This window comes from Pseudoflavonifractor capillosus (genome assembly GCF_016899775.1).
Lineage (GTDB): Bacteria > Bacillota > Clostridia > Oscillospirales > Oscillospiraceae > Lawsonibacter.
Genome location: NZ_JACJJE010000018.1, coordinates 23592 through 36911, shown reverse-complemented (window position 1 = coordinate 36911; position 13320 = coordinate 23592). Strand labels below are relative to the sequence as shown.

15 protein-coding genes are annotated in these 13320 nt (G+C 63.1%); 6 read left to right on the top strand and 9 right to left on the bottom strand.

All coding sequences use genetic code 11. The features are described 5' to 3' along the window. Positions 1-313 precede the first annotated feature (313 nt). A complete protein-coding gene (locus tag H6B31_RS07575; RefSeq protein WP_204897998.1) occupies positions 314-547 on the bottom strand; it encodes a helix-turn-helix domain-containing protein in 234 nt (77 codons plus the stop codon). Between the two features lie 96 nt (positions 548-643). Here H6B31_RS07575 and H6B31_RS07570 point away from each other — a divergent pair, with 96 nt between their 5' ends. Then, a complete protein-coding gene (locus H6B31_RS07570; protein ID WP_204897997.1) occupies positions 644-883 on the top strand; it encodes a hypothetical protein in 240 nt (79 codons plus the stop codon). Here the strand turns inward: H6B31_RS07570 and H6B31_RS07565 are convergent. The 7 genes from H6B31_RS07565 to H6B31_RS07535 form a co-directional block, all read right to left on the bottom strand. Further along, positions 880-1500 (bottom strand): RecX family transcriptional regulator, encoded by a 621-nt coding sequence (locus H6B31_RS07565; protein WP_204897996.1) that lies wholly within the window; start codon positions 1498-1500, stop codon positions 880-882. The genes H6B31_RS07570 and H6B31_RS07565 overlap by 4 nt on opposite strands. A gap of 6 nt (positions 1501-1506) precedes the next feature. Next, positions 1507-2616 carry a recombinase RecA gene (gene recA / locus H6B31_RS07560; protein ID WP_204897995.1) on the bottom strand — a complete coding sequence of 370 codons (1110 nt, stop codon included), beginning with the start codon at positions 2614-2616 and terminating at the stop codon, positions 1507-1509. A gap of 152 nt (positions 2617-2768) precedes the next feature. Further along, positions 2769-3632 carry a peptide chain release factor N(5)-glutamine methyltransferase gene (gene prmC, locus H6B31_RS07555; protein WP_204897994.1) on the bottom strand — a complete coding sequence of 288 codons (864 nt, stop codon included), beginning with the start codon at positions 3630-3632 and terminating at the stop codon, positions 2769-2771. 172 nt (positions 3633-3804) lie between these two features. Then, positions 3805-4800: a DUF1385 domain-containing protein gene (locus tag H6B31_RS07550; protein ID WP_243418911.1), complete on the bottom strand. Its 996-nt coding sequence runs from the start codon at positions 4798-4800 to the stop codon at positions 3805-3807. 120 nt (positions 4801-4920) lie between these two features. Next, complete coding sequence (locus tag H6B31_RS07545) at positions 4921-6348, bottom strand: sensor histidine kinase (RefSeq protein ID WP_204897993.1); 1428 nt, start codon at positions 6346-6348, stop codon at positions 4921-4923. A gap of 71 nt (positions 6349-6419) precedes the next feature. Next, positions 6420-7109 (bottom strand): response regulator transcription factor, encoded by a 690-nt coding sequence (locus tag H6B31_RS07540; RefSeq protein ID WP_191343184.1) that lies wholly within the window; start codon positions 7107-7109, stop codon positions 6420-6422. 27 nt (positions 7110-7136) lie between these two features. Next, positions 7137-8585, bottom strand: a complete 1449-nt coding sequence (locus H6B31_RS07535; protein WP_204897992.1) for a hypothetical protein — start codon at positions 8583-8585, stop codon at positions 7137-7139. Between the two features lie 273 nt (positions 8586-8858). Between H6B31_RS07535 and H6B31_RS07530 the strand changes: the two genes are divergently transcribed. The 4 genes from H6B31_RS07530 to H6B31_RS07515 all read left to right on the top strand — a co-directional run bounded on the left by H6B31_RS07530 (position 8859) and on the right by H6B31_RS07515 (position 12423). Then, positions 8859-9266 carry a helix-turn-helix domain-containing protein gene (locus tag H6B31_RS07530; RefSeq protein ID WP_275960095.1) on the top strand — a complete coding sequence of 136 codons (408 nt, stop codon included), beginning with the start codon at positions 8859-8861 and terminating at the stop codon, positions 9264-9266. Positions 9267-9446: 180 nt separating this feature from the next. Then, positions 9447-10304: a glucose-1-phosphate thymidylyltransferase RfbA gene (rfbA, locus tag H6B31_RS07525; RefSeq protein ID WP_204897990.1), complete on the top strand. Its 858-nt coding sequence runs from the start codon at positions 9447-9449 to the stop codon at positions 10302-10304. A 331-nt stretch (positions 10305-10635) separates the two neighbouring features. Next, positions 10636-11382 carry a 4Fe-4S binding protein gene (locus H6B31_RS07520; RefSeq protein ID WP_204897989.1) on the top strand — a complete coding sequence of 249 codons (747 nt, stop codon included), beginning with the start codon at positions 10636-10638 and terminating at the stop codon, positions 11380-11382. A gap of 45 nt (positions 11383-11427) precedes the next feature. Beyond that, positions 11428-12423, top strand: coding sequence for an asparaginase (locus H6B31_RS07515; protein ID WP_204897988.1), 996 nt, complete (start codon positions 11428-11430; stop codon positions 12421-12423). On the opposite strand, the gene H6B31_RS07510 is transcribed toward H6B31_RS07515, so the two are convergent. After that, complete coding sequence (locus H6B31_RS07510; protein WP_204897987.1) at positions 12413-12751, bottom strand: helix-turn-helix domain-containing protein; 339 nt, start codon at positions 12749-12751, stop codon at positions 12413-12415. The genes H6B31_RS07515 and H6B31_RS07510 overlap by 11 nt on opposite strands. A gap of 368 nt (positions 12752-13119) precedes the next feature. Here H6B31_RS07510 and H6B31_RS07505 point away from each other — a divergent pair, with 368 nt between their 5' ends. Beyond that, positions 13120-13284 carry a hypothetical protein gene (locus tag H6B31_RS07505; RefSeq protein ID WP_204897986.1) on the top strand — a complete coding sequence of 55 codons (165 nt, stop codon included), beginning with the start codon at positions 13120-13122 and terminating at the stop codon, positions 13282-13284. Positions 13285-13320: the final 36 nt, after the last annotated feature.

The following is a 13320-nucleotide window of genomic DNA, read 5'->3' as shown; positions in this document are numbered from 1 at the left end:
AGGAGGAGAAACACCCAAAGGCTACCGGAAGCTCAGCAGCAGCGGTGATAGAACGGGAACCAGTCAGCTGAGCCACCCGCGCCTTTGCGTCGACCGCCAAGGCGGCCTAATTGGCGGCCCCCGTAAATGGGGGTCCTAGGGGGACGGCGAATATGGACACGAAGTGTCCATTCTGAGCCGACCCCCTAGCGCTTTTTTGGTGACTTTTTGGGCGCCCAAAAAGTCACTCGCCGCCGGAGCGGCGAAATTTCCCCAAGGGACCTCATCCGCCCCCTTCGGGGGCACCTTCCCCTAAAGGGGAAGGCTTAGGGAGTTATTTGCCCCTCCAGGCGGGGTCGTCGGTGATTCCCAGGAGGTAATCGGTGGAGACATGGTAAAATTCCGCCAGCAGAACCAGCCGAACCAGTGAAGTACCTGTTTTCCCGTTCTCCATATCGCTCACCTGTGTTCTGGTAACGTGGAGCAAATCGGCTATCTGCTGTTGGGAGACTCGATTTTCAAGCCGGAGCTTTTTTAGGCGCTCTCCAAATAATTGTTGTTGGAACATAAAATCTCCTTGACAACGTAGATAAAACCTGATATGCTTATGTTAGATAAAAACTAACATAAGCATATCTCATTTTAAAAGAGAGGATGTTTTTTGATGTTTGAATATCTCAACAAATTCTACTTCAACGAAACACTAAATCTCTTTGAGGAGGACCCTCTGCTGGAACTGCCCAAGGATATTCTAACCGCCCTGGACGGGGCGTCCGAACATCTCCCCAAAGAGTTCCTCCCGAAGCTCCGGGCGGTCCTGCGGGGGCTGGAGTGTGACGCCTTCCGCAGGGGCAGTCAGTTTGGGGGGCAGCTGATGCTGGAGCTGATGGAGATTTCCGCCTAATCCTCCCACTGTGCGCCGTAGCGCCGCAGGGCCTCCGAGATGTCGCTCCAGGAGTACCCCCGGCGGGCCAGGGCGTCGGACACTTTTTTCAACTCTTTGGGGTCGCTGACAGCGGCCCCTTTCAGTTTTTTGGCCACAAAGGCGTCGATGGCCTCCGCCGGGTCCTCCGCCTGGGTGAGGGCCTCCTCCCACAGATCCCGGGGCACCCCCCGGCGGTAGAGCTCGTCCCGGAGTTTCCGCTCCCCGCAGCCCTTGGCGGAGTAGTGGCGGACCACCAGCTCGGCGTACTGGGCGTCGTTGAGGATGCCCAGCTCCTCCAGGCGGTCGCAGACGGCGGCCTGCTCCTCCTCCCCCGCGCCCCAGCCGGCCAGCTTGCGCTCTAATTCCCGGCGGGACATGGGCTTCCCCGCCGCCAGATTCAGGGCCCGCTCCCGGCGGCTGTTTTTCTCCGCCGAGGCGGTGAGCTGCTCGGCCTCCTGGTCGGTGAGCTCCCTCCCGGCGTACAGGGAGAAGTTTAAGACCTCATTCTCCCCCAGGCGCAGGATGGAGCCGTCCTCCATCACCGCCAGCCAGCGGCCCGCCACCCGCTGAGAGGGCTTCAGCTGCTGAATGACCACAGGGGATTACTCCTCCCCGTCCTCGAAGTCGTCGGCGGACACGTCCACCGCCCGGCCGGCGGCCCGGGCGGCCGCCTGCCCCTGCTTGGACAGGAGCTTGAAGGAGTTCTGTCGGATCTTCTGCTCCAGGTCCTCCGCCAGGTCCGGGTTGTCCCGTAAATACTGCTTGGCCGCGTCCCGGCCCTGACCCAGGCGCAGCTCGCCCATGGCAAACCAGGAGCCGCTCTTCTGCACCAGGTCCAGCTTCACGCCCAGGTCCAGCAGCTCGCCCACCTTGGAGATGCCCTCTCCGTACATGATGTCGAACTCCGCCTCCCGGAAGGGGGGCGCGACCTTGTTCTTCACAATCTTGGCCCGGGTGCGGTTGCCGATGATCTCGGAGCCGCTCTTCAGGGCCTCGACACGCCGCACGTCAATGCGCACGGAGGAATAGAACTTCAGGGCCCGGCCGCCGGTGGTGACCTCCGGGTTGCCGTAGACCACGCCCACCTTCTCGCGCAGCTGGTTAATGAAGATGACGATACAGTTGGTCTTGGCGATGCAGCCGGCCAGCTTCCGCAGGGCCTGGCTCATGAGCCGGGCCAGCAGGCCCACGTGGGAGTCGCCCATGTCGCCCTCGATCTCGGCCCGGGGGGTCAGCGCGGCCACCGAGTCCACCACCACCACGTCGATGGCGCCGGAGCGCACCAGGGCCTCGCAGATCTCCAGGCCCTGCTCGCCGGTGTCCGGCTGGGAGATGAGCATGGAGTCGATGTCCACCCCCAGGGCCCGGGCGTAGGTGGGGTCCAGGGCGTGCTCGGCGTCGATGAAGGCCACCTCGCCCCCCCGCTTCTGGGCCTCGGCCACCACATGGAGGGCCAGGGTGGTCTTACCGGAGGACTCGGGGCCGTAGATCTCGATGATCCGCCCCCGGGGCAGTCCGCCGATCCCCAGAGCCAGGTCCAGAGACAGGGAGCCGGTGGGGATGGACTCCACCATCACGTCCACATTCTCACCCAGGCGCATAATGGAGCCCTTGCCGTAGGCCCGCTCGATCTGGGCCACCGCCGTCTCCAGCGCCTTCTTCTTATCCGAGGCGGGAGACGCACTCTCCACCGCCGGTTTCTTGGTCGCCATACTTCATATCTCCTTTGCCTCCGGCCCGTTTTCCTCTCCGGGCCGGCTTTCTTCTGTGTCAACAGCTTACCGCTGGATTCGTCCCATTGACCGGACTTTTCCCCGCACGCGGCTCCGCCGCGCACCCATTGTCCATTGTCAATTGTAAATTGTCAATTATTGATGGTGCCCTCCACCACCCGCCAGATGCCCTGGGTGTCGGCGGTGGTCTGGATCTGCTCAAAGCCGTTCTGGGAGAGGATCTCCTCCACATCGGGGGCCTGCCCGATGCCTACCTCAAACAGCAAAGTGCCCCCCAAGCGGATGGCGCTCTTCCACTTGGAGGCGATAAAGCGGTAAAAGTCCAGGCCGTCCGCCCCGCCGTCCAGGGCCATCCGGGGCTCGTAGTCCCGCACGGACACGTCCAGCCCCGCAATGTCGCCGGAGGGGATGTAGGGGGGATTGCACACCACCACGTCAAAGTCCCACAGGGCGGCGGGAGGCGGCTCCATCGCGTCCACAGACAGGCAGGTCACCCGGGCGTTCAGGTTGTTGCGGCGCACGTTCTGCTTGCACACCCGCAGGGCCCCCTCGGACAGCTCGCCCAGCACCACCCGGCACTGGGGGGCGTGGACCGCCACGGCCAGCCCCACGCAGCCGCTGCCGGCGCACAGGTCCAGCACCCGGCAGCCCTCTCCGGCCGCCTTGGCCTTCATAATGCCCCGCTCGGCCAGCACCTCGGTGTCCGACCGGGGGATGAGCACGTCGCTGGAGATGTCCAGGGAGAGGCCGTAAAACTCCCACTCCCCCACGATGTAGGCCACCGGCTCCCCCGCCAGACGGCGCTGGACCAGGGCCTCCACCCGCTTCTCCAACTCGCCGGAGACGTACAGGGGCATATCCCGGTAGAGCTGCTCCCGGCTCTTGTCCGAGGCGTAGCACAGCAGCTCCCGGGCCTCCAGCTGGGCGGCCTCCACCCCGGCCTTCTTCAGCCGGGCACGGGTGTCCAGATATAGGTTGTTATAGGTGGTCGCCATTTCGTTCACCCCCCACTTTGTTGTAATGAAAAATGCAGAAGGCAGAATATAACTCTCAACTGCCCCTGCTTTTTTCAAACACGGCTCAGGAATTTCCAGCCGGCGTGTTTTCACCCCGCAGGCCACGCCGCTCCCCATTCATTCTGCATTCTGCATTCCTGCATTCTGCATTTTACCACGCGTCCTCGCCCTTCACCTCGGGCAGCACCAGCTTCAGCGCCGTAATGCCCACCTCGATCATGGAGTCGTCCGGCTCGAAGGTGGTGAAATTCTGGAGCCACAGGCCGGGGGCGGTCAAAATCTTGGTGATGGGGCCGTCGTGGCGGCCCGCCCACCGGTTGAACTCATAGCTCACCCCCACGATGATGGGGAGCATGAGCAGGTGGGCCAGAAACCGCAGCAGCGGGTGGTGAACCGGCCAGATGGCAAAGACGATGGTGGACACGATGATGGAGATGGCGATGACCATAAAGAGGAAGCTGGTCCCGCACCTGGGGTGGTGCCGGGGCTGCCTGCGCACGTTCTCCACCGTGAGGGGCAGACCGGCCTCGTAGCAGAAGATGGTCTTGTGCTCCGCCCCGTGGTACTCAAAGACCCGGTGGATGTCCTTCATCCGGGAGCACAGGGCCAGATACCCCACAAAAATGGCCAGCTTCAGCAGGCTCTCCGCCACGTTCCGCACCAGCATGGAGTCGGTCACCACCGTGACCGCCGTCCCCAGCAGGGTGGGCAGCAGGAAAAACAGGCCGATGGACATGCCGATGCCCAGGATCACCGCCAGGGTGACCACCAGAGAGGCCATCTTCTCGCTGCCCAGCCGCTTCTCCAGCCACAGTTCGAACTTGGAGGGCTCCTCCGGCTCCGCCTCCTCGTCCTCGGGGTAGAACTCCGCCGAGAACATGAGGGCCTTGACCCCCTCCACCATGGAGGCGCAGAAGGTCACCACCCCCCGGACCAGGGGCAGGCCCAGAACCGGGTAGCGGTCCTTGATGAATTTCAGCTGGCTCTCCTTGACGGCCAGCTCGCCGTCTGGCTTGCGCACCACGATGGCCTGCTTTTTGGGGCCGCGCATCATGATGCCCTCAATGAGGGCCTGCCCGCCGCACATGGTCTTGAACCCGCCGGCGGGACAGGTCTGACAGTTGTTTTGTTCTTCCGTTGTTCGCATGAGCAGTAGTTTCTCCTTTGGATCGGGGGACAGGCATCCCCGCAGGCGCATCCCCGCAGGCGCATCCGCGCCCAGGGTATTTTATCAAGTTTTTGGGAAAATTGCAAGGTTCCCGGCACGCTAGGCTTCAATGGGCAGGCGGATGGTCACCAGACAGCCGCCCCCCTCCGCGTTGCCGATGGTGAGGGTCCCCTCGTGGCGGGTGACGATCTCCTCGCACACCGCCAGGCCGATGCCGGAGCCCCGTGCCTTGGAGCTCCCCTTGTAGAACTTGTACTTCACGTGGGGCAGCTCCTCCTCAGGGATGCCGGGGCCGTAGTCCCGGATGCGGATGACCGCCTCCTCCCCGTCCTGGGCGATGGACACGTCGATGCGCTTGCCGGAGCCGCCGTGCTTGGCCGCGTTGTCCAGCAGGTTGCAGAACACCTGACGCATCCGCTCCGGGTCGCCGCTGATAGGGAGCATCTCCTCCGGGCAGTCCTGGTAGGTGAGCTCGATGCCCTCCCGGCGGAAGAACTCCCGGTAGGTGTACACCGCGTCCTCCAGCTCCGCCTTCAGGTCCATGGGCTCCACCGACAGGGTGAACCGGCCGTCGGAGATGCGGGAGAACTCCAGCAGCTCCTCCACCATGTTGGTGAGCCGCCGGGCCTCGGACACGATGATGTCCATGCCCTTCCGCACGTCCTCGGGGTTTTTCAGCTCGCCGCTCTGGATGGTCTCCGCCCAGCCGGTGATGGCGGTGAGAGGGGTGCGCAGCTCATGGGAGACGGAGGAGATAAACTCCGACTGGGTCTTCTCCGACTGCTTGATTTTCAGAGACATGTCGTTGATGGTGTCGGTGAGCTCCCCCACCTCGTCGTCGTACTTCTTCTCGATCTGCACCCCGTAGCTGCCGTCGGCGATGAGCCGGGCAGTCTCGGTGATGCTGGCAATGGGCTCCACAATGGAGCGGACAAAGTACAGGTTGGAGAAGTAGACCAGGGCGAAAATCACCGCCCCCAGCAGGCAGGCCAGGGCCACCGCCAGCACATACTGCCGGTCGATGTTCACCAGGGAGGTCACATAGCGCACCACCGCCACCGTCTGCCCGTGGTAGACGATGGGGGCGGAGGCGGTGGCGATCCGCTCTCCGGTATCCGGGTCGGAGCCGATCCACACCTGGACCTCCTGGTTGGTCAGGGCCTCCTGGATCTCCGGCGTGTCCGGCGTGGTGCCGGCGGCCAGGTCGTTGCTGGAGTACTGGACGGAGCCGGAGGTGTCCAGGAACTGGAGCTCCAGCTTGGTCTTCTCCTCAAAGCGCTGCACCGCGTTCTGGGCGTTGGTCCAATACTGGCTGCGGGTATAGGAGGCAAAGCCGCCGGCGGTGGATTCCGCCCGGCGCTGCAGGTCGCTCGTGGTGGAGGAGTAGTAGTAGCTCCAGATGGCGGCGGAGAAGGTGGCCAGGGCCAGCACCAGCACCAGCAGCACCACGCCCACGCTGTTGATGAGCCAGCGGCGGCGGATGCCCCGGATCTTCCGCTGGTCCGTGATCTTTACTTTTTTGGCCATGTCTCCACCTCCTTAAAAATGAATTGTGCGTTCTCAGTGCTGTGCCGTCTATGACAGCCGTAACAGCCGTCTCAGCTGCCCCACTTATAACCGTAGCCCCACACCGTATTCACATACGTCGGTTTCGTGGGGTTGTCCTCGATTTTGATGCGCAGGCGGCGGATGTTCACGTCCACGATTTTCAGCTCGCCGAAGTAGTCCTTGCCCCACACCGCGTCCAGGATCTCCTCCCGGGAGAGGGCCTTTCCCGGATTCTCCATGAACAGCTTGACGATGCCGTACTCCACCTGAGTGAGCTTCACACGCTGGCCGTTTTTCTCCAGGGTCCGGTTGCGGGTGTTCAGCAGGAAGGGGGGCTGGCTGATCTCGTCGGCGGAAACGGATTCCTCCTCGCCGCCGGTGCGGCGGAACAGGGCGTCCACCCGGGCGGTGAGCTCCGCCGGAGAGAAGGGCTTGGTCACATAGTCGTCCGCCCCGGTCATCAGGCCGGTGACCTTGTCCATCTCCTGGGTGCGGGCGGTGAGCATGATGATTCCGATTTTGCTGTCCATGGCCCGGATGCGGCGGCACACCTCAAAGCCGTCGATACCGGGCAGCATGATGTCCAGCAGCGCCACCTTGATGCCCGGGTCCTCCTTGATGAGGGCCAGGGCCTCCTCCCCGGTGCCGGCCTCGATGGTCTCATAGCCCGCCCGCTTCAGGTTGATGACCACAAAGCTGCGGATATTCTCTTCATCCTCCAAAACCAAAACTTTTCTCATGTCTGTCTCCCTCTCATCGGCTTCCCGTCAGTCGGTCCAGCTGCTTTGGATCAGATGGAAGGCCGCCTGAAGCTCTGTGCTGTCCATGCCGCAGTCCCAGTCGCTGTCGTAGAGGGTGGCGGCGTATACCGCCCCCTCCTCCTCCCGCAGGAGGAACCGGTTGGAGGTCTCCGCCCGGCTGAACTGGCTGGCAAACTTATAGATCACCAGGAAGGGGCTGCTCTCCCGCTGGCCCTTCTCGTCCAGGTGGTAGAAGGAGACCGCCCGCTGTCCCGTGACAAAGTCGTTCCGGCTCAGCGTGATCTGGTCCTTCCAATCCTCCGGGACCGTCAGGTACCAGCCGTCGGCGATATTGTGGTAGGTGGTGCACACATACTCCTTTGTCCCCCGGCTGGTGTACTGGCTCCAGTCGATGAGCCAGAAATCCGAGGCGGAGGTGTCGCTGCTGCTGGGCAGCTGGATGGGGCTGGGCAGCTCCAGCACCCCGTCCTCATTGACGTCCGCGGGGTCCAGATCCACATACCGGTCCAGCACGTCCCGGCTCACGCCGGTCTCATCCAGGCTCAGATTGGCAAGCTTCCCGTCCCGGTAGGTCACCACATCCACCGCATGGCGCCCGTCGGCCAGTTCGCTGGAGATATACAGGGCCCGCACCGGCACGTTTTCCTCCCCCCGGAGGAGGTTGGCGGCTACATTCCGGATGCCGTTGCTGACGATTCCCGCGGACAGGGAGACGGTATCCCGGATCATAAAGGTGCCGTCCCGCCAGCCGTAGATCTGCACTGTGCTGTTGGTGCCCGCCGGGTCCACCTGGATCACCGCGATCTCCGTGCGGGTGTCCTGGTCCAGATCATAGAGGGCGTATTCCGTATAGGCGGTGGTCATCCACTCCTCGGCCCGCAGGGCGTCCTGCTTGGGCACCGCCGCCGCCCCGGAGGCGGAGGAGGAGACCGCCGCCTGCTGTACGTTGCGGTTCATGACCTCCTCCAGGGAGTAGGCCCCCAAGAGGTAGGCGCCGGTGTTCATCTGCCAGCTGACCACCACTTCCTTGGTCCCGTTTCCGTTCAGGTCCACATAGTCCACCCGGTAGATGGAGGAGCCGGTCCCCTCCACCACCGCGCTGGCGGTATAAGTGTCCTCATCCGACTTGGTAAAAAAGTAGATCTTCAAAGGCCGGTCCGCGTCGGGCACCCGGAAAAAGGTGACCGCCGTCTCCGTTGTCCCGTCCCCGTCCATATCCTGGAGCTGAATGAGGGCGGTGTTGTTGCCGCTCATCACGGAGATGTCCTCCACCTCCACCCCGTACTCCTGGGACAGGGCGTTCTTCGCGTTTCGGATGGTCTGGGTCAGGCTCAGGTAGTCCGCCGACTGCTCCGGACTCTGATACAGGTCCGCCGGCGCCCGGAAGAAGCAGCCGGACAGAGTCAGCACCAGAACCGCCAGCCAGAACAGCCCCGCGCTCCAATGTCTTTTCATGTCCGTCACTCTCCTTTCCCCGCCGGGCCGCCTCAAATCCCAGGCGGCCGCGCATTCATTGGTATCATACCATAAAATCCGAAAAATGAATATGGCTTTTTTGAAAATCTTCTCCCGCCCCGGGAGCGCGGGTGAGGAAATGCTCCGGAATCTTCCGCTGTTCCGCCGCTCCGGCGGCCTGAAGCCGGCGCAAAGAGGAATTGACAGAATTTTTGGAATCAGGTATCCTGTTCTCAGCAAGCGAATCAGCTTAAGGAAGGAGGGGATGCCGCGTTGACGCAGGAAGAACTGCGAAAAAGGTTCGGCGCACAGCTCCGTATGCTGCGCAGGCGGTGCAGCCTCTCTCTGGAGGCGCTGGAGGACCGCTCCGGCATCTCTGCCAGCAGCCTGTCCGCCTATGAGCGCGGGGAGGGGAACCCCTCTCTCCAGAGCCTGAGCTGCCTGGCCCGCGCCCTCTCCGTCCCCATCTATGTCCTGATCGGAGAGGAGCCGGAGCTCCACCGGGAGCTGACCCTTCAGCACCTGAAGCTGAGCTTCGCCGCGGAGCTCCTCCGCTTCAGCTTCAGCTCCGACGGGTCCGAGGACCTGGAGTCCTGCCTGAACCGCTGCATGGCCCTTCTGAGGCAGTTCGCGGATCTTCCCGCCGGCGTGCCGGACGGCTCCGCAGACCGGGAGAACTAGGACCAGCCCCCTTCGGCGCCTATATTCATAAACTCTTAATGGAAAGCCCCTTGAAAAGGGTTATGGAACATGATATATTGAATGGGTCAGAAATCCAGGCTGTTTCGGGATTTTGACGACCTAATGGGGCACTTTGCTCCATTTCGTTAAGAGGCAGCCGACAGAAAACAGGAGGATGCTGTGAAGGGTATTGTATTAGCCGCGGGAAAGGGCACCCGCCTTTATCCCATGACCAAGCCGGTGTGTAAGCCGCTCTTGCCCGTCTATGACAAGCCGCTGATCTACTATCCCATCGCCATTTTGATGCAGGCGGGGATCTCTGATATTATGGTCATCGTCCCCCCGGGGGAGACAGACACCTTCCGGGCCCTGCTGGGGGACGGCAGCCAGTACGGGCTGCAGATCACCTACGCGGAGCAGCCGGTGGCCCGGGGCATCGCCGACGCCCTGCTCATCGGCCGGGAGTTTGTGGGCGCCGACCACGTGTGCCTGGTGCTGGGGGACAACATCTTCTACGCCCCCTCCCTGGGCGCCACCCTGAAGCAGGCCGCCGCCGGCCGGTCCGGGGCCACCGTCTTCGGCTATTGGGTGGAGGACCCCCGCCCCTTCGGCGTGGTGGAGTTCGACGAGAGCGGCCGGGCCATCTCCATCGAGGAGAAGCCCCGCCACCCCAAGTCCAACTACATCGTCCCCGGCCTCTACTTCTATGACAACCAGGTCATGGAGATCGCCGGGAACCTGAAGCCCTCCGCCCGCGGGGAGCTGGAGATCACCGACGTGAATCTGGAGTACCTCCGCCGGGGGCAGCTCCAGGTCATCCCCCTGGAGAAGGGGTTCACCTGGCTGGACGCGGGTACGGCGGACAGTCTGCTCACCGCCGGCCAGACCATCAAGGAGATCCAGGACGAGACCGGACGCTATGTGGGCTGTCTGGAGGAGCTGGGGCTCCAGGAGGGCTGGATCACCGCCGACCACGTCCACGCCATCGGGGACGAGCTGAGCATGACTTTGTACGGAAAATATCTCCAGTGCCTGTAAGGAGAATTCTGCCAAAACAAAAGAGGGGGCCGTCCGGCCCCCTCTCAGTTTATCGAAAAACCTATACAGAATAAAATCCGCCTGAGACAGGGCGGGGGAGCTCGAGGGGGCAGCCGCCCGCCTCGAGTGGGATCAAATGCCCCGGAAGCCTTGCTGTGCAAGGATTCCGGCAAGCGAAGCGAGGACTTTTGCGCCGCTGTTGCGGCGCAAAAGTAACGGCATTTTTTCAGGCTGTCGGAAAAGTCCTTGGACTTTTCCGACAGCCTGGGAGGGGGCCGGACGGCCCCCTCTTTTCCACCAAGTCAAACAAATGAGGAAAGGGGAAGATCGTATGACACACGCAATCGGGGCCTATTTCAGCCCAACCGGAGGAACCAAGCGCGCCCTGGAGGCCGTCTGCTCCCTGTTTGAGGGGGAGGCGGAGCTGCTGGAGCTCACCGGCCCCAACAAGAAGGAGAAGCAGTTCACCCCGGAGGACCTGCTGGTTCTGGCCCTGCCGGTGTACGCCGGGCAGCACCCGGCGGTGCCCGGACTGCTGGACGGCCTGAAGGGGGACAACACCCCCTGCGTGATCCTGGCCACCTACGGCAACCGGCACTACGACGACGCCCTGGCCCAGATGAAGCGGGAGATGGGAGAGCGGGGCTTCCGCTGCGTAGGGGCCGCCGCCGTCATCACCCCCCACATCTTCGCCCCCACTCTGGGCGTGGGCCGCCCGGACGAGGAGGACATGGCGGCTCTGAACGCCTTTGTCCAGGGGGTGAAGGAGAAGCTCTCCCAGCCCGGCTGGACCGAGGCGGAGGTGCCCGGCAACCCCTCCCCCGCCCCCAAGCCGGCGGTGCCGGTGAAGAAGGATCGGGACTGGGACATCTGCCTGGGGTGCGGCTTCTGCGCTCAGGTGTGCCCCACCGGGGCCATGGACCCCAAGACCCTGCTGTGGGCTGACAACAAGTGCATCAGCTGCATGTCCTGCGTGGCCCACTGTCCGGTGGGCGCCCTGGGCTACAACTCCTCCGCGCTGGCCGCCCGGCTCACCGAGCTCTACTCCGCCCGCCGGGCGGTGGAGACCTTTCTGTAATCCTACATAGGGCCCCCGCGGGGCTTGACAGGAGGCGGAATTTCGATGAAGCACATCCTCATGCTGGCCACCGGAGGCACCATCGCCTCCCGGGAGACGGGCCAGGGGCTGGCCCCGGCCATCACCTCCCGGGAGATTCTGGGCTATGTCCCCGCCATCGGGGAGCTGTGCCGGGTGGAGACCATCCAGCTGATGAACCTGGACAGCAGCAACCTGGGGCCCAGCCACTGGCTGCGGATGGCCCGGGCCATCGAGGAGCACTACGACCAGTACGACGGCTTTGTGGTCACCCACGGCACCGACACTATGGCCTATACCGCGGCGGCCCTGTCCTACCTGATCCAGTTTTCCCCCAAGCCCATCGTGCTCACCGGCTCCCAGAAGTCCATCTGTCTGGAGAACACCGACGCCCGGATGAATTTATATAACGCCTTTCTCTACGCCGCTTCAGAGGGCTCCCGGGGGGTCAGCCTGGTCTTTGACGGCAAGGTGATCCTGGGTACCCGTGCCCGGAAGGAGCGCACCAAGAGCTTCAACGCCTTCTCCAGCGTGGACTACCCGGAGATCGGGGTCATCCGGGATGGGCGGCTCATCCGCTATCTCCCCGCCCTGGACGCCAAGGAGTCCCCCGACTTCTACCACACTCTGGAGGACCGGGTCCTGCTTCTCACCCTGATCCCCGGCATGGGGACCGAGGCCCTGGCCGCCCTGGAGGACAGCTATCAGGCGGTCATCCTCCAGAGCTTCGGGGTGGGCGGCCTGCCGGGGGGCGGCTCCGGCCCCTTCGCCCAGGCGGTGGAGCGGTGGCTCCAGGCGGGCAAGACCATCGTGATGCTCACCCAGGTGCCCTATGAGGGGAGCGACATGGCGGTCTATCAGGTGGGCTATCAGGTGAAGGAGAAGTACCGCCTTCTGGAGGGCTATAACATGACTCTGGAGGCGGCGGTGACCAAGCTCATGTGGGTGCTGGGCCGGACCCGGGACCCGGAGCAGGTGGAGGCCCTCTTCTACCGCCCGGTCCAGTGGGACATCATCCGCTGAACCCCGCCGTCTCCGCCTCTGCCAGCTCCTCCAGCACCCGGCACAGCTGCATGGCCACCCGCATGCGCCGCTCCGGCGTCAGGCCGCCGCACATCCCCACCATCTCCAGAAGGAGGGCGCCCCGGGTCAGGTCGGTCTCCGGGTACTGGTCAGCCAGAAGCTGAAGGGCTGGGAAGTCCAGCCGTTGGGCGATGAGGTCCACCGTGTCCAGGGTCAAATTGCACTTTTGGCGGAGGACATTCTGTAAGGTGGTGTGGCCGATTCCCAGTTGGTTGGCAAACTCCGCCAGGTTGATCTTCTCCGTCTCCCGCCGCAGGGTGTAGATCAAGCTGAGGTTGCGGGAGAGATTTTCATTCAGCGACCGTCTTTTCTCACCGGACACGGGGCATCCCCTCTCTTTTTCTGGAGCGGTGAAACCAGTTCTGTCATCCAGGCCCTGTTTGAAGCATGGAAATGTGCCCAGCGGCGAGGGATTTTTTCGCCGGACGAGGCGGTTTGACGCGGCAATCCTTTGTGTATTGCAAGGAAAATCAATGCGGTATGGCGGGAAAAGGCCCGCCGTTGGGGGATGTTGACATGGTTTAAACAGGGCCTATATCCAGGATAGGGAAAAAACTCGAATTTTGCAAGATCAGTTTACTGGATGTTCCGCCAATATACTGGCGGAGCGCCGGAAGCGGAAAGGAGCGCCGGCATATGGACCCGATTTTTTACACGGTGGCCGCCATCCAGGGGGACTACGCCGACCTGGTCTCCGACCAGGGGCAGCCCCACTCCATCACCATGTTTCTCCTCCCCGAGGGGACCACGGTGGGCAGCCGTTTGAAACTGGAAAATTTTCTTTGGACACTGGAAGGATAAAAGAGGACCCCGGCCGCAGGCCGGGGTCCTCTTTAT